The sequence below is a fragment of the Sphingobium sp. FG58 genome (genome assembly GCF_057809055.1).
This window is the reverse complement of record NZ_JBMDJF010000024.1, coordinates 1-23,843: the sequence shown is the minus strand read 5'-3', so window position 1 is coordinate 23,843 and position 23,843 is coordinate 1. Positions and strand designations below refer to the sequence as shown.

The 23,843-nt window shown below is 58.7% G+C and carries 19 protein-coding genes and 2 pseudogenes; 7 read left to right on the top strand and 14 right to left on the bottom strand.

The window, feature by feature from the left end:
• Positions 1-63 precede the first annotated feature (63 nt).
• The gene (locus ACODR8_RS18205) at positions 64-951 is read right to left on the bottom strand and encodes an SDR family NAD(P)-dependent oxidoreductase (protein ID WP_489008566.1); all 888 of its coding nucleotides are present in this window, start codon (positions 949-951) and stop codon (positions 64-66) included.
• Between the two features lie 93 nt (positions 952-1,044).
• Positions 1,045-2,313, bottom strand: a complete 1,269-nt coding sequence (locus ACODR8_RS18200; RefSeq protein ID WP_489008565.1) for a cytochrome P450 — start codon at positions 2,311-2,313, stop codon at positions 1,045-1,047.
• A gap of 554 nt (positions 2,314-2,867) precedes the next feature.
• On the opposite strand from ACODR8_RS18200, the gene ACODR8_RS18195 reads away from it, so the two are divergent.
• Both ACODR8_RS18195 and ACODR8_RS18190 read left to right on the top strand, forming a co-directional pair.
• Positions 2,868-3,188, top strand: coding sequence for a carboxymuconolactone decarboxylase family protein (locus ACODR8_RS18195; RefSeq protein WP_489008564.1), 321 nt, complete (start codon positions 2,868-2,870; stop codon positions 3,186-3,188).
• Between the two features lie 85 nt (positions 3,189-3,273).
• Positions 3,274-4,593 carry an MFS transporter gene (locus ACODR8_RS18190; protein ID WP_489008563.1) on the top strand — a complete coding sequence of 440 codons (1,320 nt, stop codon included), beginning with the start codon at positions 3,274-3,276 and terminating at the stop codon, positions 4,591-4,593.
• Between the two features lie 402 nt (positions 4,594-4,995).
• On the opposite strand, the gene ACODR8_RS18185 is transcribed toward ACODR8_RS18190, so the two are convergent.
• The 9 genes and pseudogenes from ACODR8_RS18185 to ACODR8_RS18145 all read right to left on the bottom strand — a co-directional run bounded on the left by ACODR8_RS18185 (position 4,996) and on the right by ACODR8_RS18145 (position 15,065).
• Positions 4,996-5,664: an IS630 family transposase gene (locus tag ACODR8_RS18185; protein ID WP_489008587.1), complete on the bottom strand. Its 669-nt coding sequence runs from the start codon at positions 5,662-5,664 to the stop codon at positions 4,996-4,998.
• Positions 5,619-5,723: pseudogene (locus ACODR8_RS18180) on the bottom strand (hypothetical protein); the annotation flags it as partial. The gene ACODR8_RS18185 and the pseudogene ACODR8_RS18180, both read right to left, overlap by 46 nt.
• Before the next feature lie 477 nt (positions 5,724-6,200).
• Positions 6,201-6,512: a 2Fe-2S iron-sulfur cluster-binding protein gene (locus tag ACODR8_RS18175; RefSeq protein ID WP_489008562.1), complete on the bottom strand. Its 312-nt coding sequence runs from the start codon at positions 6,510-6,512 to the stop codon at positions 6,201-6,203.
• A gap of 28 nt (positions 6,513-6,540) precedes the next feature.
• Complete coding sequence (locus ACODR8_RS18170) at positions 6,541-7,800, bottom strand: cytochrome P450 (protein ID WP_489008561.1); 1,260 nt, start codon at positions 7,798-7,800, stop codon at positions 6,541-6,543.
• Positions 7,801-8,246: 446 nt separating this feature from the next.
• The gene (locus ACODR8_RS18165; RefSeq protein ID WP_489008560.1) at positions 8,247-10,208 is read right to left on the bottom strand and encodes a pyrroloquinoline quinone-dependent dehydrogenase; all 1,962 of its coding nucleotides are present in this window, start codon (positions 10,206-10,208) and stop codon (positions 8,247-8,249) included.
• Positions 10,126-10,557, bottom strand: a complete 432-nt coding sequence (locus ACODR8_RS18160) for a hypothetical protein (RefSeq protein WP_489008559.1) — start codon at positions 10,555-10,557, stop codon at positions 10,126-10,128. Before ACODR8_RS18160 ends, ACODR8_RS18165 begins: the two co-directional genes overlap by 83 nt.
• A 104-nt stretch (positions 10,558-10,661) precedes the next feature.
• Complete coding sequence (locus tag ACODR8_RS18155; protein WP_489008558.1) at positions 10,662-11,513, bottom strand: helix-turn-helix transcriptional regulator; 852 nt, start codon at positions 11,511-11,513, stop codon at positions 10,662-10,664.
• 514 nt (positions 11,514-12,027) lie between these two features.
• Positions 12,028-12,399, bottom strand: a complete 372-nt coding sequence (locus ACODR8_RS18150) for an IS66 family transposase (protein WP_489008557.1) — start codon at positions 12,397-12,399, stop codon at positions 12,028-12,030.
• 110 nt (positions 12,400-12,509) lie between these two features.
• Positions 12,510-15,065: a TonB-dependent receptor gene (locus ACODR8_RS18145; RefSeq protein ID WP_489008556.1), complete on the bottom strand. Its 2,556-nt coding sequence runs from the start codon at positions 15,063-15,065 to the stop codon at positions 12,510-12,512.
• Positions 15,066-15,458: 393 nt separating this feature from the next.
• On the opposite strand from ACODR8_RS18145, the gene ACODR8_RS18140 reads away from it, so the two are divergent.
• Positions 15,459-15,584 carry a hypothetical protein gene (locus ACODR8_RS18140; RefSeq protein ID WP_489008555.1) on the top strand — a complete coding sequence of 42 codons (126 nt, stop codon included), beginning with the start codon at positions 15,459-15,461 and terminating at the stop codon, positions 15,582-15,584.
• Between the two features lie 44 nt (positions 15,585-15,628).
• Here the strand turns inward: ACODR8_RS18140 and ACODR8_RS18135 are convergent, their stop codons facing one another.
• On the bottom strand, positions 15,629-16,762 hold the full coding sequence (locus ACODR8_RS18135; RefSeq protein WP_489008554.1) for a Gfo/Idh/MocA family protein: 1,134 nt from the start codon (positions 16,760-16,762) through the stop codon (positions 15,629-15,631).
• A 480-nt stretch (positions 16,763-17,242) separates the two neighbouring features.
• Between ACODR8_RS18135 and ACODR8_RS18130 the strand changes: the two genes are divergently transcribed.
• Positions 17,243-17,929, top strand: a complete 687-nt coding sequence (locus ACODR8_RS18130; protein WP_489008553.1) for a TetR/AcrR family transcriptional regulator — start codon at positions 17,243-17,245, stop codon at positions 17,927-17,929.
• Between the two features lie 167 nt (positions 17,930-18,096).
• Here the strand turns inward: ACODR8_RS18130 and ACODR8_RS18125 are convergent, their stop codons facing one another.
• Complete coding sequence (locus tag ACODR8_RS18125) at positions 18,097-18,612, bottom strand: TonB-dependent receptor domain-containing protein (protein WP_489008552.1); 516 nt, start codon at positions 18,610-18,612, stop codon at positions 18,097-18,099.
• Positions 18,613-19,010: 398 nt separating this feature from the next.
• Here ACODR8_RS18125 and ACODR8_RS18120 point away from each other — a divergent pair, with 398 nt between their 5' ends.
• Positions 19,011-19,646: a TetR/AcrR family transcriptional regulator gene (locus ACODR8_RS18120; RefSeq protein ID WP_489008551.1), complete on the top strand. Its 636-nt coding sequence runs from the start codon at positions 19,011-19,013 to the stop codon at positions 19,644-19,646.
• Between the two features lie 77 nt (positions 19,647-19,723).
• On the opposite strand, the gene ACODR8_RS18115 is transcribed toward ACODR8_RS18120, so the two are convergent.
• The gene (locus ACODR8_RS18115) at positions 19,724-20,305 is read right to left on the bottom strand and encodes a TetR/AcrR family transcriptional regulator (RefSeq protein WP_489008550.1); all 582 of its coding nucleotides are present in this window, start codon (positions 20,303-20,305) and stop codon (positions 19,724-19,726) included.
• Between the two features lie 199 nt (positions 20,306-20,504).
• On the opposite strand from ACODR8_RS18115, the gene ACODR8_RS18110 reads away from it, so the two are divergent.
• Both ACODR8_RS18110 and ACODR8_RS18105 read left to right on the top strand, forming a co-directional pair.
• Complete coding sequence (locus tag ACODR8_RS18110) at positions 20,505-22,727, top strand: TonB-dependent receptor (RefSeq protein ID WP_489008549.1); 2,223 nt, start codon at positions 20,505-20,507, stop codon at positions 22,725-22,727.
• Between the two features lie 44 nt (positions 22,728-22,771).
• Positions 22,772-23,002, top strand: a pseudogene (locus tag ACODR8_RS18105) (glutathione S-transferase N-terminal domain-containing protein); the annotation flags it as partial.
• Between the last annotated feature and the right edge of the window lie 841 nt (positions 23,003-23,843).

Below are 23,843 nucleotides of genomic sequence, written 5' to 3'. Positions count from 1 at the left end.
CCAATGCGAACATCTCCTAGCAATACCGGCTTTTTTAGTGCCACTTATCGCCCCTCGTGCATGTTACGCCGGAATATACCCGTCGAGCAGCGCGTTAGTGCGAGTTTCTATCCCCTCCCTGGGCGCTGGATGAGTCATGCAGTAGAGGCGATTGGCTTTGATCGCCGCGATAACCATCGGGCCGACTTCGGATGCCTCGATACCGCGCGCCACGTCACCTGCCCCGATCAGATTGACCGCACCGCCGGCAGACGACGAGGCTTCCCCTTTCGGAACATCACCGCGTTCCTCAGCGTAGCTGACGTATGAACGAAGTTCGGCGTCGCGGGCCTGTTCCTCGGCGGATCGCAGTCGGCCACTCTTCGATACGTTGGTGATGATATGCCCCGGGTACAGGATCGTGACCCCGATATTGTCGGCCTCGAGTTCCTCGCGAATGATCTCCGACAGCCCGTCGACGGCGTATTTCGTCATCGTGTACGTCGCGTTGCCCGGTACCTTCAACAGCGTGGAGATCGACGATGTATTGACGATATGCTTTTCACCTGCAATTGCTCGCATGCGCGGTACGAAGACCTCGATGCCGTGGATCACGCCCCAGATGTTGACGCCGACCATCCACTCGAAGTCAGCATGGCTCGTGTCCCAAATGGCACGAAATGGTCGGAATGCGACCCCAGCATTGTTCACCAAAATGTGAATGTCACCGAAAGCCTCATAGGCCGCATCGGCAAGCGCCTCGACGTCAGCCAGTTTGGCAACGTCCGTTCGTACACCGATCGCTCGACCCCCGGCCGCAACGATCTCCGCCGCCACGGCTTCGGCATTGTGCAACTCGATGTCGGCGACCGCCACGGCGACCCCGGCGCCGGCAAGCGATTGAGCAATCGCCCTGCCGATGCCGCTTCCCGCTCCCGTGACGACTGCGGCCTTTCCTTTAAGCTCTTTCATTTTTTCATTCCTTATAATTATAGTTGTGACGCCAGAGGCAGCCGAGAGCGGTCGATCAGCTGCCGGTGATCGGCGGCCCGTGAGCGCAGCGGTTCACTTGGCCTGCGCGTCGTTCGTTTGCGGAGTGAATTTTACAGGCATGTATTTCAGTCCGCTGCCATTGGTGGACCCCAGCCAGCTTCCTGGTCCGTCGAGATCGATATCGGGCAGTCGGGTAAGAACCTCGTCGAGGAGCAATTTCATTTCCAACCGGGCCAGATTGCGGCCCAGGCAGAAATGATCACCCTGCGACGTACCGAAGGTCAGATGGGGGTTGGGATTTCGTTTGATGTCGAAGCTCTGCGGGAATTCGAACACCGTCTCGTCGCGATTGGCCGATACGAGCCATGCGACCACCCAGTCACCCTCCTTCAGCAGCTTTCCTCCGAATTCGATGTCCTTGGCGACAACGCGGAAACGGTGCTTCGCAGGGCAACCATAACGCAACCCCTCTTCGACGGCCTTGTCGAGAAGCGAGCGGTCGGCACGAAGCATCTCAAATTGTTCGCGATTCTCCAAGAGTGCCTGCATGGTGAGAGAAAAACCATTTCGCGTGGTATCCAGGCCGGCCGCCACCATCGACCAGCACCACCAGCCAACATCGCGATCGTCCCATGGCGTCCCATCGGTCGCCATGTTCGCGATGAGCGTGGTCAAATCATCCTTCGGATCCGACCGGCGCTGGATGGCGAGATCGAGAAGATAGTCGAACATTTCCTTCTGCGCGAGAAGCCGGCTTTCGCTGGCAGTCATCCCCTCCATCCGATGGTCGGGGTCCTGCGAACCAAGGAAGACGGAGGTATATCGGCGCATCCGCCCCATGTCTTCGGGAGGCACACCCATGAGGTCGCAGACAAAGCGCGAAGGCAGTTCGGCTGACACATCCTCTACAAGGTCGCATTTCCCACGTGGTGCAACCTCATCGATGATCTCCCGGCAAAGCTCTCGGACCCCCGTCGTCAGCTTGGCGACGACCGGCGTCGTGAAGTGCCGGTTGAAAGGCCGCCGGTACTGCATATGTCGCGGGGCATCCGTATAAGTTGGAAGCGAATTATAGCCGGCCTCGTACTGGTCAACCTTGAAGACTTCCTCGGGATCGGGCGGCAGATGACCCCCGAGACGCGAACTGAACGTGTCGACGTCGTGTAAAACCTGGATGACATCCGCGTGGCGGGTGATCGACCAGAATGGCCTGCCGTAGTTGCCCTCCGTCCAATGGACAGGGTCTTCCTTGCGTAAAACCTCGAAGTCCGCATGGAAATCACGACCCGCGAAATAGGCGGACGTCGTGATATTTTGGTCGATTTCCTTGTAATCAGCCATGGGTTCCATGTGCCTCCGTTGAAAGTCCCTCCCTCCAAGTAGAGACATCCGTGACCGATACGCTCACGGAGATTGTCGAAAACGTTAGATTTTTGTCCGAATCCCCTGACGCACCCGTCACCGATGCTCAAGGGGATAGGTCGGGAGCAGAATTGGCATTATGTCCGAAGAATGTTCCTACAGGCAGCTGCAACACGAGCGCACGTCGATACCGGAACAGGTAGCCGGCAATTTCGTGACCCGTGAAGGCGCGAGCGACCTTATTGCCGATGCCTGCCAACGCTTAGAATGCGGATAATAGAAAAGGGAGGAAGCCATGGGGCGAATTACCAAGACAGAAGTCGAGCAATGGGATCGTGATCTGCGTCGGATGATCTCGGCCGACGGGTTGCGTGCGATCACTCGGGGGCGTTTGACGTGCTGGCGCATCGGCCAGCGACTGCAAAAGCACTCGCAGCGTATTTTGGCGCCATGAACGGGGAGCAGACGCTTGCCTCCCGGCAGATGGAACTCAGGCGGCTGCGCATGGCCTTCCACATCAATGCCGCACATGCATGGCGGTCCGCTACCAGGACGGGTTCGACGACGGGGCAACCGACGATCTCGTCTGTTCTCTGCAAAAGCCCGCGGAGGCGCCCTATCTGACCGGAGCAGAACGCGCGGTGCTGGCATACGCCGATGGGTTCATGACGAATCACCTTTCGGTCGACGACGCCACCCTGGATAGGGTGTGCGATCATTTGGACGAGGGGCAAGTGGTGAAGATCAACGCCCGCCTGGCCGCCAGCGGCTTCGGCAAGTTTGCCGCAGTGCTGCAGATGGTGGAAGATCTGGCCAGCGATTTCGCTGAAACGGCGGATGAATGCCTGCCCTGAGGTGTTTAGGCGTTAGCATAAACCTGCCCGCGCAAAACAACGCGGACAATCCACCCCGGCACTATCAAGTAATGGAGAACACAGCATGAGCGAGCCAGCCGACAATCCGTACCCTCCTTCCTGGGAGGCCTGGTCTGTTGTCGCTCTACTTCTTGTTCTTAACATTGTCTCGCTGATGGACCGGCAATTGTTGTCGCTCCTTGCAGTTGCGGTTCAGAACGACCTGAAGCTTTCAGATGTGCAGCTCGGCCTCCTGCAAGGCCTCGCATTTGCCTTGTTCCATGCAGTGATGGCGCTTTTGCTAGGCTGGGCGGTTGACCGCTACAGCCGCCGAATCGTGATCTTCTGGGGTATCATAACTTGGTCGCTGAGCTGCGCGGCGGGGGGGCTCGCGTCTGGTTTTGCGCAATTGTTCGCAAGCCGGCTGGGTGTGGGTGCCGGGGAGGCGGTGATGCAGCCGGCGGGCTACTCGCTGATCCGCGATCTCCTGCCTCCTGCACGACGCGTCGCGGGATTCGGCGTCTTCGGAATGGGATCAAGCCTGGGCGTGGGGGTCTCCTATGGATTCGGCGGCAGCCTCGTCGCTTCCCTGATGGATCCGAACAGCATTTTAGCCCCGTTAGGGGATTATTTTCGGCCGTGGCAGTCCGCGCTGATCCTCGCCGGCTTGCCGGGTGTAGCCCTTGCCTTTCTCGTCCTGCTCATCCGGGAGCCTGCTCGTCGAGGCGGCGCACCCGCCAGGGGTCCATTTTTCAGTCCGCTCGTCGCGTGCGCGCGTCGGTATGGCACTATGCTCCCGCTCCTGATGCTGGGATTCGCGTTGACAACTCTGTGCAGCTATTGCCTGTTTGCGTGGACGCCCGTCTATCTCGATCGCCAATTCGGCTGGGATACACAAGCGGTGGGATATGGACTGGCCATCAGCCTGGGCCTTATCCCGGCATCCGGTTTCCTCATTGGCGGGGCCATCGTCGATCGCTTCTTCATGGCGGGGCGCCGTGACATCCTGCTTCTCCTTCCGATGGCGCTGATGAGTGTCGGCGCCGTGATGGCGGTGCTCGCGTTTCAGGCCTCATCCCCGTACGCATTCCTAGGAATGCTGGGCGTGATCGCGTTCACGGTCTCCGCTCTCACGCCCTGCGCATTCGCCTCCCTCCAACTGCTCGCGCCTGCCGACTTACGGGGACGGATCACCGGAGCGTTCATGGTGGTTCAGAACTTCGTCGGTGCCGCGGGTGGACCGTTGATTGTGGCACTGATCACCGAACATGTTCTGCACGACCGCGACAAGGTCGGCACGTCGGTCGCGATCACGGTGGTTACGGCTGGCGCTATCGCAGTACTGCTATTTGCCTCGATCCTGCGCCCCTTCAAAGCCGCCATCGCACATGTTGATGCCGATTGATCGCCGTTCAGACGTGAAGCTTGGACGTTTCCTACATGTCGCCATCGTCGGCCGTTTACTTCGACACAGCGCCACGCCATCCGACCACCGCAAACTATGCTCGCAAGATGAAAGAACTCAGCAACCAAGGCCTTGCAGGCCCTTACTGCGGCGAGTGCAAGATCACAATTGGCGCTGCACTGCCCCGCCCTCGCCAGCTATTTAGGCATTTGGCGCGTTTAATACTAACGAGCTTCGGTACTGACTCACGCGGGGATTGAACAAACCCGCTGACGCGGGAGATGTGTAGGTATTGGCTGGAATGGCCTCCTGATGAGAAGGTTTGGTTGCTGAGACCAACCCCTGATCAGGAGACCACCCCATGGCTGATACCACAACAGCGGTTATACCAAGATTCATTGATCAGAACCCGTGCGCCCAGTCTCGGAGGCCGATGGACATGATCTTCCACGGCCGATCGACGAGTTGCTTCCACGCGTAGGTGCAGTGATCGACAATCTCTTCGTAGGAACCGAACACCCGGTTCGACAGCCAATTGTCACGCATGAATTGCCAGATGTTTTCCTGCGGATTGAGTTCGGGGCTTTTCGAAGGGATTGGCACGATGGAGATATTGGACGGAAGCATGAGTTTTGGGGTCAGGTGCCAACCGGCCTGGTCCATGAGGAGCCCCGCGTGAGCGCCGGGCGCAACCGCCAATGAAATTTCTGTCAGGTGAAGGTTCATCGTGTCGGTATTGCAAAATGGCAGGATGAGCCCTGCCGCCTTTCCCTCCCGGGGACAGATTGCACCAAAGATATAGGCGGATTTCGTGCGCTGATCCTGTGGTGCCGAGGGGCGTGTCCCCCGTTTCGCCCATCGCCGCGTGATCTTGTTCTTTTGTCCGATACGGGCCTCGTCCGTGAACCAGATTTCTATAGATGTACCGCGCGGGAGGGACGCTCTGACTTTGTCCAACTCGGCGGCGAAGCCCCCCTTTTGAAGGCCTCGATTGCCTCTGGATCCTGAGCATGATGTTTGGGCCGCGCCGAAAGTTTGCGGTAGCCAAGCGCTCGTAGTTCGCGGCTCAATGTTGGCCTTGAGGCCTGCGAGGACTGCGCGCATGGTATGAGGACAAGGGCGCTTACCATCTCTATCTGCTGGAAACCGAGGCACCGATCGCCCGCCTTAAGCCTGTCGGCACGCGCGACGAAGTCAGGCTCAGCTACTGGTCACACCGGCGAAAATGGGAAGATATCGACGATATGGGCGGATGCGTCTTGCCCCTCGATCAAGCCCTCGACCACATCGCTGAAAACAGCATCTTCTGGACCTGGACCTGACCAAAAACGTACAAAGTCGAGCTAAGATCTCGGTCCTACAACGTGTCGCTCGATTGATAGCGGAAAGTATCAATGAGCGCGCACGTCACCGTTGTCGCAAGGAGGAAGATCCAACGAGACTGATAATCCTGGTATTAAAAGCAAAGTAAGGTCGAGTTCTTAGTCAGCAAGATCCAGCTGGCGCATGCCATGGCTCCCAGCGGCTGTCGTGAGCAATATTCAAGGCGATCGAGGCATAATGATCTTGATTTCGCAGGGAGGCAGATGCTCTCGCCAAACGCGATCTCAAAGGTTCGATTGTGGTATAGCAATGACGATGCCGTCCAATGGCAGATCGATCATGATCTGGCAGCTCAGGCGGCTGTTGGGCCGAAAGTCCTCGACCATTTCCAGCAACTCGCTCTCAGCGAAATCAGGCGGCACGAGCCTGTCGATCCAGCCATCCTCGACATGGACATGACAGGTCGCACACGTCATCGCACCGCCGCATTCAGCCTCGATGCCCGCCAGTCCGTTCTCAACGGCAGCACGCATCACGCTTTTGCCCGCGAGAGCATCGACCGTCCGTACTTCACCGTCCGGATAACGAAATTTCACTTGCGGCACTTCACGCCTCTTTCAAATTTCAAGCCGCCAGCGAGCGCTTCTGGGTAAAGCGTACGGGCAGCTTCGTAAGTGAGCTGGTGTTGTCGGATTCCAGCCAGGAAATTCCGCCCGCCAGTTCCAGGTCGGGCATGTGCTGGACGACCGCCGACAGCATGAGCTGCATTTCCATGCGAGTGAGATGGCGACCGAGACAATTATGGGTTCCGATGCTGAAGCCCAGATGGGGGTTAGGAGAACGCGTGATGTCCAGCTTGTTCGGGTTCTCGAAAATGGTTTCGTCGCGATTAGCCGAAGCCAGCCACGGCACCACCCAGTCGCCCTTGCGAATCAGCTTGCCGTGCAACACATAGTCTCGGGTGGCGACCCTGAACTTATGCTTCGATGGGCTTACCCAGCGCACGACTTCTTCCGCTGCTTGCGGGGCAAGCGAAGGATCCGTGCGTAGCCGGGCGGCTTGCTCAGGATTCTGGATGAGCCCGAGGAAGCCAACGGACAAAGCACCGCGCGTAGTTTCTAAACCGGCCACGACCAGAGAAAAACACCACCAGCCGACGTCGCGTTCGCTCATGCGTTCGCCATTGGCCAACACCATATTGCTGACCAGGCTGGTAAAATCATCAGCGGGCTTGGCGCGGCGCTGCATGGCGAGATCGAACATATAGTCGAACAGCGCCTTGACCATCGTGCGCTGGGTTTTCACCCTGTCTCCGTCGATCTGGTTCTCCGGATCCTGCGCGCCCATGAAGGCGGTGCAATAATACCGCACCTTGTCCCAGTCTTCGCGTGGGACACCCATCATCTCACACACGACCAGGGCTGGCAGCGGGCCGGCAATGTCGTCAACCAAGTCGCACTCCCCCCTCGGCAATACCTCCGAGAGGAGCTGGTCGACAATGCTCTGCACCGCAGTGCGCAAGCGGGCGATAGCCGGTACCGAGAAATGCTTGTTGAAGGGTTGCCGCAGAGGCAGGTGGCGCGGCGGATCGAGGAAGGTCGCAATGCCATCGAAACCCAACGCCTCGCGTTGCTCCGGCGTCGGCTCTTCCGCCGTCAGCGGCATGATACCGCCGTATTCGGAACTGAAGGCGTGGGGGTCTTCGAGCACCGTTACGCAATCGGCGTAGCGGGTGATCGACCAGAAGGGCTTAACCCCGTTGCAGCCGTTCGTCCAGTGAACCGGGTCCTCGGCGCGCAGGCGGCGGAAGTCTTCGTAGAACATGCCCGTCGTGAAATATGCAGAGGTTGTCAGGTTATCGTCCAGCTCTTGCCACTGCGTCATTGCGCACTCTCCTCTTGACGGGTCTCGCGGGTTCACCCCTGCTACACTGCGAATAATGCCAAATATGCCTATCAGTGTCAAGTTGACATAATATGGCACATTTCTGGATTATGCGTTTCGAAAGGCGTCCAATCGACGCCCGATTCAGCCATTGAACCAGGATCAGGCATGAAGCCGTTGGTTCAGAGAAACCTTCGGTCTTGTGATACTTCCCTGCCGCGACCATTGCTTATACTGGTAGCGCTGCTTGTGACCGGAGATAGCGGTGTCGAGCGCAATCACGCCGCTGAGGCCCGTCGCATGAAAAATCGCCGATAAAGGTACCGCTTCGCGGGCGTGTCGGCGGTCGTCTGCTCTCCGCCACGATCGGCAAGACCATGTCACTGCCACCAATGTGAAGGGGCATCATCTCAAACAGCGCCATGAACTTCTTCATCGCCCGTCTCCTACCGACGGGTCGGCAGCGCATATGCCACGACATAATCGCCGGTCTTGCTGCACAGGGTGTAGTTTCCGCCCGCCGCGATCACGACGAACTGCCGGCCGCTCCCGGAGAGATAGGTCATCGGCGTCGCCTGGCCACCGGCGGGGAGCCGCCCCTGCCACAACAGGCGGCCGGTTCGTGTCTCCAGCGCCCGCAGATACCGGTCCTGCGTCGCGCCGATCATCGTCAGCCCGCTGCGCGTGATCAGCGAACCGGCGGTGTTCGGGACACCCATGGTGAAGGGCAGGTGCGACTCGAGGCCGAGTGGCCCGCTATCATGCGCGGAGCCGAACGGATGGCTCCACAACAGCTTGCGCGTTTTCATGTCGATGCCCGAAATCATCCCGTAGGGTGGCTGCGTGCACGGCACGGCGAGCGGCGACATGAAGGCTGCAATGCGGACCGCGAAGGGGGTGCCGGCTTGGGCCGACGTACCGCCCACGTTGCCGTGGGCGTTGGCCGCGATCGGCCTGATTCCCAAAGCGTCGGCCTCCGCGCGGGGGATCAGGGTAGCGCGCATCGCGACGCGGTTGGAATTGCCGATCAGGATATCACGATCCTTGTCAATCGAGATGCCGCCCCAGTCGCTGCCGCCGACATAGCCGGGGAAGATGATTGTCGGCCTGCCCACGGTCGCAGGGGTCATGGTGCCTTCGTAGTTCGACGTGCGGAACGCCAGCCGACACCACGCCTGATCGATCGGCGTCAGACCCCACATCATCGCTTCGGTCAGCGTCGGGCCGCCGAAGCTGGGCATACCGACCGAAAACGGCTGGGTGGGCGCGGCGCGCTCGCCGGGCACGTCCGAGCGCGGCACCCGGCGCTCCTCCACCGGCATCAGCGGTTTGCCGGTACGACGGTCGAGCACGAAGATCTCGCCGCGCTTGGTCGGCTGGATCAGGGCGGGCACGCGACCGTTGCCGAGCGGCAGGTCGTAAAGCGTCGGCTGCGAAGCGACGTCATAATCCCACAGATCATGATGCGTGGTCTGGAACGACCAGCGCACCGCTCCGGTCTCGGCATCGAGTGCGTCCACCGAGCTCGAATATTCGTCATCGAACGGCCGCCGCTTGCCGCCATACCAGTCGGGCACGGCGTTGCCCGTCGGCAGGTAAACGAGGCCCAGCCCCTCGTCCGCGCTGATCGGTGCCCAACTGTTGGGCGTCCCGGCGGTGTAGGCCGTTCCCAGCTCAGGTCGGCCATGCCGGTCCGGCCGGCCGACATCGAACGCCCACGAGAACGCGCCGGTGACGGCATCATATGCGCGGATCACACCGGCCGGCTCGCCGAGATGCTGGTTGTCGGATATCCAGCCGCCGAAAACGATCTTGCCGCGGATGATCTGCGGTGCGGACGTGACGTAGTAATATCCTTTGTCGACCCTGCCCATGCCGTCGCGCAGATCGACCGCGCCGGACTGACAGAAGCCGGCGCAGGAACGCCCTGTCCGGGCATCGATGGCGAGCAATCGCGCGTCGATCGTCGCGGTATAGATCCGTTCCGCACAATCACCGGCGACCGCGCCAGGCACGCGGTAGTAAGCGACGCCACGGCACACCGAAAAGCCGACGCGCGTTTCGTCGCTGCGGGCCTGGAAGCGCCAGCGCACCTTGCCAGTCTCCGCCTCAAGCGCGACCACGTCGTTGGCGGGCGTGCAGAGGAAGAGGAGATCGCCGATCTTGAGCGGAGTCGCCTCGAACGGTGCAGGCGGCCCCTTCTGCTCGAACCCGGTCCGATAGGTCCAGGCTACCTCCAGTCGACCGACATTGCCCGGTGTGATCTGGGCCAGCGGCGAAAAGCGCGTCCCCGCCGCATCACGTCCCCAAACCGGCCATTCGCCGTCATCGCCAGAGCCGATCGTCGGGAAAGCCGCAGCCGGTGTCGCCGAGACGCGGGCGTCGGAAACGGCAAGGCCCGCCGCCAACGGCAGCGCGACCAGGACGACGACGGCGCCGCCGATCGCCGCGCGCCCGATCCGCCGAGCGTGGCGAGCGGGTGTAGGCGCAAGGGGTGAGGAGCCATAATGCCAGCACGCTCGGCCCGATCAGCCGCGGCGCCAGCGCCCAGCCGTCGAGTCCCACCTCCCACGCCGCCCAGCCGTAGGTGCCCGCGAGCATCAGCCAATACAGCCCCGCGCCCCGGCGATCGTCGCGCCACAGCAGCACGCCGGCGGCGAACGTCAAGGCGCCCGCTATGATGTAATAGGGTGAGCCACCGGCGACGAGCAGTTGCCCACCCAGCCATACCAGCGCCGCGCCGATCATCACCAGCATCAGTGCGTAGGCGCGTCGTGCAATCACCGTGCCTCGCCCGGATGATCGATGTGCCATCACGCCTCCGCCGGTCTCGAAACGAACGCTGCCTCTTGTCCAGCCCGTCACTGCCGCGTGCGAAAACGGAAGCCGCTGGGAGTCTCACCTTGAAGCTTGCGAAATGCGGAGGAGAAGGTGCTGGATACGGCGAAGCCCAGCCGGAAGCTGATTTCCTTCAGGGGAAGATCGGTCTCCGATAACAGCGCCTTGGCTTTGGTGAGCCGAACACTTTCGACATAGTCGTGGATGGTGTGACCGGTCGAATTCTTGAAAGCTCGACGCAGGTGAGCGGGGCTAACATTGCAAGTCGCGGCAATCTCGTCGATCGTCGGACAACGCTGAATAGTCGATTCGATGAATTCCACCACACGGTTCAGGTGCGACGGCTGCAGCTTGCCATCGCGGGTGCGTGCCCGCAGTTGCTCGCCCGGCTCGCCGAAATGGCGCGCGATCTCGACCGCCACTGCTGAGGCAAGCGATTCGATCAGCAACGTGCTTGCTAGCCCAGGCGCCGCCACCTCGTTGCCCATCCATTGAATAGCCTGGTCGATACGACTGTTCCGGACATCGCAGCAGCGTGTGAGGTCGCCCTTATCCCACTCACCAGGTATGTTCGCCATGGCGGAAAACCAGTCGCGGTCGAAGCGGCATGTGATCGTCTGAACATACTCGTCGTTCGCCGCTGCGCTCGTGCTGAAGGGCACATGCGCGGGAAAGAACATCAGCTGGCCGAAAGGCCGTTCCGAATTGTCCACCATAGCAGACACGCCGAGCTGCGTTGGGTTGCTTCGGCGGCGCAGCAGATGATGCGGCTCGACCTCGACGATCTCCGCGCCCCGATGCCAACGATAATCGACGATTTGGACGCAGACGCCGGGAAGGTCGATCCGGGAATTGATTTTGCCTTGCAACGACATGCCCCTCCCCCCGACCGGCCCACATACCCGGCACTGTCTCATCGACAGCCCTTGGCATTGATACGCGGAAGGGACGTCTGCTGCGCCCTGCCCGCCCTAGAGTGATGCACCGCGTTAGATCTGCCGCGTCATGTCCACCACTGTCCCTTTAGGTAATCAGGCGCGCCCTTCATGACAATCTCGCTTTCACAAACTGTTCTCAGGGCGAACATATGCCATACATCTATAGATGCTCGTTCAGCGCTCTCTTAGGCGCTGTGTAAAATTGCCGCCAAGCAGCTCGCTGAATTGTTCATTTAGCGCCGGCTACGTCCTGATAAGTAGTCGATCTTTCACACGACGAAGTTTCATATGGGCTCCCGATCCCCGCAGAAGGCGGCCCCCCCCACGATCTAATCCCGGTGTTCCGCGACGGCAAATGTGCAACCACCCTTTGTGTTGATATGCTCGTGCGGGTCGACGCGATGTGCATCATGGGGTGATCCGGAAGGGTGTCTGCCCACAGCCTTCCGGATCAAGCTGGCGATGACCGCAATGATCGCGGCCGACATCGAAGCCCGAGAAATAGGGCATATTGCGTTTCAGAAGCCAATGGATGGATGCTGAGTTCGACGAAATTGCTACCGAGTTTGATGCGGCCGGCGTCCAGGAAACGGGTGCCCCCTTCCTTACGGGTGAGAGCGTAGCCGATGGTTTCGGCGAACGTGCTCTTGCGGCTGATCTGCCAGAGTGTGGCATCGAGAAATCTGTGCGGGTCCTCGACGACGGGGCAGATCTCACAATGTTGCGCCGTCCGACGTTCCTCGGGCGACAGATTGCGAAGCTCAGGATCCATCCAGTAAAGTTTGGCAATGCGCCCCGGCCCTTCGGTGACGAGCCGCAACATCGTGGGTATCCGCTCATCAGCAATATGCGCGGAAAACACCGAGCATGCATTGACGTACCGGGGGGCGGACGGATGGCTATATCCGTTTCGCCCCCTATTTCGGTTCAAAATCAGAACTTATACGCGACGGTGCCTCCAAATGTGGCAGGCTGGCCTGGGTAGCGCACGATCACATCCGTGACGCGGACGACGTTAGAGACATAGAATTTATTGAAAATATTTTTGCCCCAAATGTAGGCGCGCCACGTGCCGTCATGCGCCTGAACGCCAAGTTGACCATCCACCAGCGTGTAGGAGGAAATCTCGAATACCTTCAGGCCCGCCTGTTCGACCGCCGTCTGATTCGGTGGAACGAATGCCGACGAGGTCTTGCCGCGATAGGCGACGTTGGCGCCGACGAATGCGTCAAGTATTGAGGACATGGGCGTCGTGTAGTTCACGTCGCCGTTCAGACTCCACTTAGGCGCAAAATTGAAAGGGGAGCCTGAGAAGTCGCGCAGCACGCTATTGGTCTGGAGAACGGTCTGCCCGGTATATTCCAAGACCTTGCTCTTGATGTACGTGGCGCTGCCCGAAAGCGTCAGGCCAGAAACCGGTCGCAAAATGAGCGACCCCTCTGCACCTTGCAATCTCGATTTGGGGATTGTGTCTTGTCCGCCGATATTTCCGAATGGCGGTCCCACGAAAATCCGCGCGCGGACCTGTTTATCAACGTAATCATATCGGAACACAGCACCCTCGATACGCAGCCAGCGACCAATGCCCGCGCGACCGCCAAGTTCGTAAGAGGTCAGCTTCTCCTGAACCACCGGGTTGTAAGCTACCGAGTCGACGGTGTTCAAAGACGAAAAATTGCCTGCCTTGAAGCCGCGGCTAACGCGCGCATAAATTAGCGAACTTTCGGTCGGTTTGTAGCTCAGATTGACGTTCCAGGGAACGTTATCCTGCTTGAGCTTTCGATTGGCAAATCCCAAAGTGTAGAAGGGAAGATTGGCTGTATCCTGTGCTTGCGCGGCAGCGCTCGCGGGGCTCGATTGAAAGTAGAAACTAAAGCATTCACCAGCCTGGATCGGGCGGGTCGGAGCCTGGCCGGCCCCGCCACGAAAAAAATTGAACAATGCGGTATATGCAAGGCCGGATGCGTCGTCGAGCGCCGCCCCGCAACCTTGGAACTTGCGCTTGTCCTGGCTCAGCCGGATGCCGCCGCTCAGTGTGAGCTGGGGCGTGATGTCGACATCGACGTTGGTGAAGACCCCCCAATTTTTAATGCTCTGACGCGCGAGGATCCGCGCGCCTGACGATGCGAGGCCGCCAAACAGATTTTGCACTTGCGAGGAATTGCGTAGAAACTGGCTGACTTCGTCGATAGTTTTATCTTGCCCATAATTGGTGCCGAGAACCCAATGAATTGGACCAAAATCGGCTGCCAGGCGGATTTCTTGCTGGAACGATTCAATCGAGCCTACCTGGACATTCCGGAGCGTCTCCGAAATGGCGGTGCCATCATTCTCGGAGTTCTGGTAGCGGTCAAGGTGCGCGTAAGAAGTAAGAGACGTGAGAGTGACTTCGTCGCTCAAATCATATTCAAGCCTTCCTGATACTTGCCAGAACTTGTCGTTCCGACGGAGATTCTGACCCTGATCCCAATCTGCAAGACGGGAGTTGTTCGGCGCAATTAACGCAGGATTCGTGACGACCGGCTGAACTGCGGGGCTGGAATTTGTGATCCGGGTGCCCGTCAATGCATTGATCGGGCAACTTGGCAGCGCTGCAACCGTCCCTGCCGTCTTGCAGCTCAGCGGATTGCCGTCGGTTACCACCAGATTGCGATCGACGTTGAAACTGTTGCCTGGATATGCCGCAACGAACTGCGGCACAACCGTGTCGGACTTGTCGACCCAGCCGTTGGCGTTGAAGGTAGCCTTTAGACGATCAGTTGGCTGCCAATCGACGATTGCACGGCCGGTGAAGCGCCTGATCTTGCCGATCCCGTCGTCACGTGACTGGCTCTCCTGCCAATTGCCGCCGGTTTCGTACCGCGCAGCGACCCGCGCCTTGAGCGTGTCAGTCAGCGGACCACTGACGAAGCCTTCGACTGTGCCGCGGTCGAACCGACCGAAGGTACCGGTAATGCCCGCCTCGAAACTGTTGGTTGGCTTATTTGCGATGTAATTGATCGCACCCGCCGTCGAGTTCTGTCCGTAAAGCGTGCCCTGCGGTCCCTTAAGAACTTCCAGTCGTTGCAGATCGAGCGCAACGCCCTGCGTCATTATCGGATATACCAGCGGAATCTCATCGACATATATCGCGACAGAGCTGTTCGAACCAATCGACGGTTCGTTCACGCCGACGCCGCGCAATGTGTATATTGGTGTCGAGAAGCCGCTATCGCTGACTGAAAGCCCAGGGACGAGCTTACTCAGATCATCCACCGACGTCACATTGCGCGTAGCCAATGCGGCGCCGCTGACCGACGCAATTGAGAGGGGAACGTCGGACAGCGCCTGCTCGCGGCGCTGCGCCGTGACGACAATTTCATCTAAATCGTTGTTCGTCGCAGCCTCATTCGTGACCGGCGCCGGCGCGGTTTGCGCCTCCGCTGCCGATGTGATGGCAGACATGGTCACTCCGGTAAGTAACATTGCTGCCGAGATTTTCATCGTCATAAATCCTCCCCTTCTGTATATTGCCCACCCAGTCATTTGCTACGCGCTGGATTTTCCTCGAGCATTGCAGCGGATGAGTATTGCGAAGACGCCGATCTCGCTTGTTCGCATTTGGCGACACCTTCGAAAGGGTAACCCTAATCGGACCAACCAGCTTTGCCAGCGACAACGCTTTCAATTTTTGGGCGAGAGTTTTCGGAAGCGTGCGTCAAGATCGCGCGACCTCTTACAGTTTGATGAACGCACCGACGCGGGCCTCCTCGCGGTTGATTTCAAAGATATCGCGAGCTCGGATCGACGGGTTTTGGCATCCAGCTAGGCCCTCTCCTCGCCGCGGAGGCATGGCTCGCCGCGATCCTGGTACGAAAGACATCGGAACTGCTGCCGTAGCCGATGACGCATCTCTTGCTCAAGAACGGCAAGGGATACCCGGATTTTGACAGCGTCGCCGCGAAGAGAGAAGTGATCGCTGGATCTGCGCTGACGCGGCCATTGGATGGCTTGCCCTTCCCCGGCTGAACCTCCTTGGCGTCGGCTATGTCAGTAGCAGGAACAAGTTGAAGTCAAGTTGGCGCATACACCATACGCTGACCCTTTTCGGCGGCGTGGACGATTGTTTCCAGCAACTCGTGCCGATGGACGCCGTGGTCGAAGTCGGTATCGCATCTGCTGCCGGTCACAAGCGCCTCAGCAAAGTGCCTAAACATGTGCGCGGCATCGATTGATGGACCAGGCGGCGTTTCGTCTGGCACCAGTCGGTATCGCGCTGGAACGGCCATGGGCTGCGTTGGCTTTCCAAGCGCCGACGTACCGAACATCTCGAAATCGAACGGCACTCCGGGGTGGCGTTCACGATAGTCTATGTCGCTGCTCGCCGTGATGATGATGGCCCCCGAAGAACCACTGATTTCCAGGAAAAAAGGTTGGTAGGTCGGGCTGTTCTGCTTAAGCAGAACCGAGACGACAGCATTGTCGGCAAGCCGCCCCTGCACCAGGATATGATCCTTGTCCGTCAGTGGGACAACCTCGCCCGTGGTCAGGCGGACACGATCCATCTCAGTTTCCATATAGGATTGGACGTCGGTCAATTCGCCGACATAGGCGGCAAGCGTGTCGAACCCGTGCCCGCCCATGATGCGCAAACCCGCTTTCGCTGACTCAAGGAAATCGCGGTACTCGGGCGTGAGATCCATCTGCGCCATCTGGTCGTTCGATCGGCCGAAAGTGACTGCGTAAAGCTTGCCGATAAAACCCTCAGCGATCAGGTCGCGCACGTAGCGGACGATCGGCGCGTAGCGCGTCTGCAGCCCCACGAGTGTGCGCACCCCCTTGGCCCGAGCGAAATCGCGCATCTCGAGCGCTTGACCAATGTTCGTCCCGAATGGCCACTCGCAGAATACATGCTTGCCTGCCTCGATTGCCCGCATGATCAGCGCATGGTGGTCGACCGAACTGGTACTGACACAGATCATGTCCAGATCGGGCTGGCGCACCATTTCCAGATAGTCGCCGTACGCGCGCGAAATCCCGTGGGCAACGGCCGCCGCGTCCGCGTTGGCCTGATTACGCGAGGCGACCGCGACCAGCTCATATTCGGGCAGCGATTTTAGAGCGGGCACATGCGCGGTCGAAGCCCAAGCGAATTTGTTCGCGCTCGCTCCTATAATCCCAACCCTAATCCGACGAGAAGACAACATAACTCACCACCCTGAAACCAATCTAATAGAACTAGCAAGAAATTCGCGAACCGATGTCTCCGGAAGACGTGTAGGCGAGGATGTGATTGCGCCAACAAACTCAAAGCGGGTTTACATATTTAGATGCAGGCTATCGGATTTTTATCAAAGTGAGCTTGTATTAGGTTCATCTTGATTAGAAACCGCCTCTGGTGTCCAGCCCGGCAATCCATGACTGATGCAAAATATGCCTATCCGTGTCAAGTCGCCAAAACATGGCAGGTTTTCGTTGTTTGGTTTGTGGTTCCGATCGAGCGCGTCAGCCAAACTTGGAATCCAGACCAAAGGCGACGCCGTTGGTTTAGAGCGCCTAGAAAGAGGACCCAAAGGCCTCCAAACAGTACGCTTTTGGTCGGCATCAGATCCGCCGCGTTTCCACTGACCTATCAATTCAGGATACGACCGACGCGGCAAGCTTGCTCATTGGGGCGGGAGGACCCTATGCACCAAACCCATTTACAATCTGGCGTTCTTGCTAAAGGAACGGTGAAGGGGCGTAGTGTGGTGGGTATCGAACACGGAAATGTCTCGGGCGGAATTAGAGATCGTCGGCGCGCCGACCTGATTGCCGAAATACACCGCATCGCGCTGCGCAAGTTCAGCGAGCAAGGCTATGACCAAATGGCTCTGAAAGATATCTGCGAAGAGGCTGGTATTTCGCTTCGCACCCTCTTCCGTCACTTCAAGGGCAAAGACGCAATACTCGCCCACGGCATTGAGGCTATCGAACGCCGAATCTGGGAAAGAATATCCGAACGCCCCCGCAGCGAGCCACTAATTGATGCGTATCGTTACGCAATTGATGAAATGCTGACCGAAATGTCAGCGAGGCCGGATCACGCGCGCCTTGTCCAGCGGCTACTCCAGGAAGTTCCCGCGATACGGGGCCAGTATCTCGTACCGTCGAACGAACATCGGACCGACGCCATAGATGAAGAGCTCGCCCACCGTCTTGGTCGCACGACCGGCGACGGGCAGGTACGACTGCTACGCACGATCCTCGTCATAGCCGTCGTACAGGCGATGACCGAGTGGACAAGCGACGGCGTAGCGAACGACCTGCACCGGCTAGCGCATGGATATCTCGATCTTCTGCAGCCCGTCATCGACCGGGTTCGCGCCGAGTAACGATAACGGTGTTTGCCAATTGCAGCGCATTCGTCTGCCACACTCGGTCAAGCGTCGCCATCTGCCTTGGATTGCCGAAGCGACGGATGGCTTTTTTTGCCGGTTGCAAATGCATCAGCGAAGCACCGAAATATGCGCGCGACGTCGATGAACGGCCAACCGGCGTCTCATCGCGGACCCATTGGCGGGATGTTCCGAATTCGAAGGCCAAGGTGAAGCCGTAGGTACGCGGTGGGCCTGCCACGGAGGGATAGCCAGCCTGCTGGCCCTTCTTGAGTGGCCGCGAAGACAGCTATTTTCTCGTCAACAAGGTTTTTCACCCACGCTGCGATGCTGAGCTTGTCCCCGGGACGCAGACGGACCTGCGCATTGACGAGGTGGTAGGGCTTTTGCTTCAGGAAGTTGTCCGGTTCCCAAAAAAAAACATTATAGGCGTAATCGGTCGACAGGTCCCACGTCCCGACCGAAGTTTCCATGGTATATTGCAGACCCGCGACAGCGGTAAACTTGGCCGCCATCGGCGTGCGATTGCCGGATGCGTCGATCGCGATCTGTGGCGATACGGAACCAAACGGAGCGGCGGGATTAGGTGGCCCGCTCGGTGCGCCCAGATAGCTTCGATACTTCGAATCCAGATAAGTCGCTCCAAACGTCATCGTCAGGTTTCGTGTCTTGGAGGCCATTCGTCGAGGCCGAGCAGTTTGTCGACCAACTGTTCTACGTCCCGGCGCATTCTGCCTCGGCTACCGGAGCGCACATCAGCAGGGCATTGGTGCCGTCTGTCCATTGAGCGCCAAGACGCCCTTGCGGAATTTTGTATCGCAATCGACAGGCTCAATAACCTCGTTATTACCGTGGTCCTGCAGATTGGGCGCGGGCTGTTCGCTCGAAATATTTAAGCGATTCGGCTGAATCTCCTCAGCCGGACCGAGCACGGTAGAGACGACGACATCGCGCCCATCGCTGCCCGCAGCAGCTTGAAGATTCGTGTTGATGCCGCCTTATGCTGGCCTTGGCTCTGGCCACCACACTGGTTTCCCTAAGCAGGTCTCGTGCTACAAGAGCGGCAAAGGGGTGCATCGTGGCGCGAATCGAATACGGACAAGTCGCGGGCGGGATCCGAGATCGTCGGCGGACCGATCTGATCACCGAAATACACCGCATCGCGCTGCGCAGGTTCAGCGATCAGGGATATGACGAAATGTCCCTAAAGGACATCTGCGAAGAGGCCGGGATTTCGCTTCGCACGCTCTTCCGTCACTTCAAGGGGAAGGACGCAATCCTCGCGCATGGGATCGAAGCCATCGAACGCCGGATCGGCGAAAGAATAGCCGAACGCCCTTGCAACGAACCACTATTGGATACTTATCGTTACGCGATAGACGAAATGTTAACGGACATGTCGATGAGTCCTGAGCACGCCCGCCAGACCCAGCGACTGCTGGAGGAAGTTCCCGCGATCCGCGGCCAATACCTCGTCCCTTCGGCCGAGCATCGCACCGATACTGTGGATGAGGAACTCGCCCGCCGCCTCGGCCGCCCGACCGGCGACGGCCAGGTTCGACTGCTGCGCACGATCCTCGTGATCGCCGTCGTTCAGGCAATTACCGAATGGAGCAGCGAGGGAGCGACCAAGGACTTGCGCCAGTTGGCGCGAGATTATCTCGATCTGCTCCAACCCGTCATCGATCGGATCCGCTCTCAGCCCGCACGCTGAATGAACCGCGTTCATCCGCCGTGCCGCTGCGCGTTGGATGTACAGCGCTCAAGGCAACCCAGGTGACCGGTGTTTCCCTATTGTCCTTCCGCGGCCTCGCCATCCGCCAGAATACCGCACGTCCTATAACTCTGCGCGACCGCATCGAATATCGAAATATCGCCTCTGCTCCGTGCGATCAGTTGCGCGCCGGAAAGTGCGGCATAAATGGCCAACGCGCGCGATCGAGCATTTTCTTGGGACACCGCTCGTGAGGCAGAGATCATCCCTGCCACCCAAGTAACATTGTCTTCCACGAACCCTTCGATCTCGTCTTTGACGGGATCCGGCAATTCATCATACTCTGCGCCAAGGAGACCGCAGAGGCACATGCGATTGCCGTTTTCCAGCGTCTGCCTAAACCCGTTTACATACGCATTCAAACAGGCCGCGAGGTCCGGCAAATGATCGCTTATCGTTCTGAATCCGTCGCGCACATATTCTCGGTATCGACGGACCAATGCCGCTCCGAGGTCAGCCTTGGAAGGAAAATGATAATGAATGCTGGCGCTCTTGATCCCGACGACCTTCGCCAGTTCCCGGAAACTCAAGCCATTATAGCCACGTGCCTGGACGATCGGCATCGCCGCCGCCAAAATCGTGTCTCTTGTATCAGCCATGCTTAAATCGGTCCCTTCAAGATCGCGCTATAGCCGTTGACATCGGATACGGGAAGTCATACGCCGCCACTACCTGCCGACAGGTAGGGAGTCGGGAAACGCTTCGTCAAACGGACCGGATCGGTCGCGAAACGACGACGTTAGCGTGTCTCGACTGGGAATCAGCAAAAATGCTGATCTACTGAAGGGAGAGGAAATCATGAGCGGACGGATTTGTCGTCTTTTGCTGGCTGGTGCTTCGGTGCTGGCCGTTCTCGGTTCACAACCGGCTTTTGCACAAACCGCAGTGCCGACGGGCGATGGAGCGGGCCAGGCAGATGCCACCCAATTGGAAGATATCGTCGTCACCGCACAGAAACGATCGGAGAACCTTCAGTCCGTGCCTGTTTCGGTGACCGCATTTACAGCCGGCTCGCTCGAGGCGCGCGGCGTGACGTCGCTTCTAGACGTCGCGGGCCTGGCTCCCAGCCTATCGCTTCCCGTACAGAATGGTGTGGTTCTGCCCTTTCTCCGTGGAATCGGAAATTCAGCAAACAATCCCGGTAATGAAGGCAGCGTCGCGGTGTACGTCGACGGCGTCTATTTTACACGGCTATCCTCCGGCTTCTTCTCTCTCAGCAACATCGAGCGGGTCGAAGTCCTGAAAGGCCCGCAAGGTACGCTCTTCGGCCGCAATGCCAGCGGAGGGGTCGTCCAGATCATCACGCAGGATCCCTCGCAGGAATTCAGCGGCAAGGCACATCTCGGATACGGCGCCTTCGACACACTGACTGGCGACCTGTACATGACCGCCGGCCTTGGCGATGGCGCGGCGATCGACCTTTCGGTCGCCGGCCGCAGGCAGGATGATGGTTATGGTGTCAATCGCGCGACCGGCAACCGCGCCGCCTACCACGACGACTTCACCGTCCGCAGCAAGCTGCTGATCGAGCCGACCGATCGGACCAAGATTACCCTTAGCGGCTTCTATGCCTATTCGAACTCTTCTGCACAGGGCAGTTTTGTACCGGGCACGTCTCAGGGCTTCCAGTCGGCGCCGTTCGATCGAGCAACACCCAACCGCTTTTATGACTTGAACACCGATATCGATCCCTATTCGCACCAGCAGTCCTGGGGCGGCTCGATCAAGGTGCGGCAGGATCTCGGGTTCGCAGAATTCAGCAGTATCTCAGCATATCTGCATGACAAGGAAGATCTGCGGTTTGACCTGGACAATGGACCGAGACCGGATGGTTACGGGCGGTTCCCGGTCAGCATCGATCAGTATACGCAGGAGTTTCAGCTTGCCAATTCCACACCTGGCGGGGTCCAGTGGATTTTGGGTCTGTTCTACTACGACACCACGACCAAGATCGATGCCTTGAATTTCCAGGGGCAGCAATTCTTTCCCGGTGACGTTATCGGCGACGGAAACCTGAACGAGCTCAGGCTGGGTGCGCGACAATCTGCAAAGTCTTATGCTGGCTATGCCCAGGCCAATGTCGAAGTCTTACCCAACGTCAAACTGACGGGCGGCCTCCGCTACACCAAGGATGATCTTAAGGGGACCGGATCGACGACAATCACGTTGGGCAATGTTCAGGTACTGTCGAGCGCAATTATGCCTGGCAAGTATGACAATGACAGGCTCACGTTCCGAGCAGCGGTGGATTATCAGTTTACAGACGAAGCGATGATCTTCGGGTCGTTCAGTCGCGGGTACAAGTCGGGTGTATTCAACCTGCTCGGCTTCGATCCCAACGCCACAAAGGCCGAGGTTGTCGATGCATATGAAATCGGTATCAAAAGCGAGCTATTTGATCGCCGTGTGCGCTTTAACATTTCAGCATTCTGGTACGACATCACGAACCCTCAGGTGCAGTTACTCATTGGGAACGTAACCGTTCTGGCAAATGCGCAGAAGGCGCGCACGCGGGGTGTCGAGTTCGACGGTCTGGTGCGCGTTACGCAGGGTCTGACGATCGACTTTGGCGCGACCGTGCTCGACTCGACCTATCGCCGCTATCTCGGCGCGCCCGACGGGCCAATCAACCCCCTCCCCCCCTTCGGCTCGGTCAGCCCGCTGCGTAGCATCGACGCATCCGGTAACCGAACACCATATGGTGCCAAATTCACCGGACATGTCGGCGCGCAATATAGCGCCTCCACGTCTATCGGGCAGGTGACGGCGTCGGCCGATTACAATTATAGCAGCGGTATTTATTTCGAGCCGAACAACTTTCTGCGGCAGCCAGCCTATCACATGGTGAATGCCCAGCTGACACTGAAATCGAATGACACTTTCAGTGTATCGGTCTGGAGCCGCAATATCGCCAACGAAAAGATCCTCTCGTACGCCGGCACGCAGGTCGGTGCGACGGGCTATCCGTATCTACCGGCCGCACCCAAGACATGGGGCTTCACCGCCGGGGTCAATTTCTAGGACTTTATGATGAAGATACGTGATCGTGAAGGCGCCCCGCCCGGGTTCGCATCGTGCTGGCCGAGAAAGGGCTTACGGACAAGGTCGAGTTCGTTAGTATCGACCCCATATCTAACGAGCAGAAGCAATCGAGCTTTCGGGCCGAGAACCCGATCATGAAGATCCCGTTGATGGAACTGGACGACGGCACCCTAATGTCGGAATCTACCGTCATCACCGGATTTCCCGATCCTTGGAAGACAACCCGACCCTCAAGGGCCGGACACCGCAGGTAAAGGGCCTCAGCCATATGATGCAGCGTCATGCCGTGGCAATGGTGTTGATGCGGTCGATGATCGTTTCATTATGGCACCCCTGACCTCGGCCCGGCGCTGCGACCATGGCGGCCGCCCGACTGGGGCAGCGTCAAGGAATGGGGGGAGCGGCGCGGTATCCTTGCCGTCGCCAACCGCCCTATGTCGCTGCGCTGCTGACGCGCGAGGCGTTTGTCGCCCGGACGACCTTCACCATGCCGGTATTTTCTGAGCTGCAAAACGAAAGATACATGTTCGGCTAGAGCCCAGCGTTTCTTGAAGGATAATGTCCTTGAGCTGGAAATGCGGGCGCTCGCGGCAGCGGTTGAAGGGCCGGATATGGTGGTAGATCATGACGGCAGTGCGGTGGTCCCAAACGAGCACCCGCATCTGATTGAATCGGGTTACGGAGCGCATCTGGCTTCGTGGAAAGATCACGCCCCCATGCAGAGGGTCTGTGGTGGCGCAAAGGGCCTGATTTTCGGTCGTCGCAGGAACGGCGATGCAGGGTGGGCATCAGGCCGATCGATCATGCGACAACTAACGTAGCAGATGTGAATATTCATTCTGGAGTAAGCCGTATCGTATCAGCCTAAAACGGCAGGTCGCTACGAAGATAGGGCTGTAAGGTCGACCACGAGATTGTCGTGCTTCCACCGGACAAATATCCTCCAAGTTCATAAGGGACGAAGGACCATGTAATACCCTTTGGCCCTATGCTGGCGCGCTCCCAGGAAAGAGGGATACCTTCCGGGTCGTCAGGTCTTGTAATACCATCCGTCCGTGATGCTGACTCACGTGGGGGATTCCCAAAGCGGCGAAA

Bases quoted from the DNA above. Each gene is read 5' to 3' on its own strand.
- ACODR8_RS18205 (WP_489008566.1), bottom strand. From the start codon at position 951: ATGAAAGAGCTTAAAGGAAAGGCCGCAGTCGTCACGGGAGCGGGAAGC.
- ACODR8_RS18200 (WP_489008565.1), bottom strand. From the start codon at position 2,313: ATGGCTGATTACAAGGAAATCGACCAAAATATCACGACGTCCGCCTAT.
- ACODR8_RS18195 (WP_489008564.1), top strand. From the start codon at position 2,868: ATGGCGGTCCGCTACCAGGACGGGTTCGACGACGGGGCAACCGACGAT.
- ACODR8_RS18190 (WP_489008563.1), top strand. From the start codon at position 3,274: ATGAGCGAGCCAGCCGACAATCCGTACCCTCCTTCCTGGGAGGCCTGG.
- ACODR8_RS18170 (WP_489008561.1), bottom strand. From the start codon at position 7,800: ATGACGCAGTGGCAAGAGCTGGACGATAACCTGACAACCTCTGCATAT.
- ACODR8_RS18160 (WP_489008559.1), bottom strand. From the start codon at position 10,557: ATGCTGGTGATGATCGGCGCGGCGCTGGTATGGCTGGGTGGGCAACTG.
- ACODR8_RS18155 (WP_489008558.1), bottom strand. From the start codon at position 11,513: ATGTCGTTGCAAGGCAAAATCAATTCCCGGATCGACCTTCCCGGCGTC.
- ACODR8_RS18150 (WP_489008557.1), bottom strand. From the start codon at position 12,399: ATGTTGCGGCTCGTCACCGAAGGGCCGGGGCGCATTGCCAAACTTTAC.
- ACODR8_RS18145 (WP_489008556.1), bottom strand. From the start codon at position 15,065: ATGACGATGAAAATCTCGGCAGCAATGTTACTTACCGGAGTGACCATG.
- ACODR8_RS18140 (WP_489008555.1), top strand. From the start codon at position 15,459: ATGACGCATCTCTTGCTCAAGAACGGCAAGGGATACCCGGATTTTGAC.
- ACODR8_RS18135 (WP_489008554.1), bottom strand. From the start codon at position 16,762: ATGTTGTCTTCTCGTCGGATTAGGGTTGGGATTATAGGAGCGAGCGCG.
- ACODR8_RS18130 (WP_489008553.1), top strand. From the start codon at position 17,243: ATGCACCAAACCCATTTACAATCTGGCGTTCTTGCTAAAGGAACGGTG.
- ACODR8_RS18125 (WP_489008552.1), bottom strand. From the start codon at position 18,612: ATGGCCTCCAAGACACGAAACCTGACGATGACGTTTGGAGCGACTTAT.
- ACODR8_RS18115 (WP_489008550.1), bottom strand. From the start codon at position 20,305: ATGGCTGATACAAGAGACACGATTTTGGCGGCGGCGATGCCGATCGTC.
- ACODR8_RS18110 (WP_489008549.1), top strand. From the start codon at position 20,505: ATGAGCGGACGGATTTGTCGTCTTTTGCTGGCTGGTGCTTCGGTGCTG.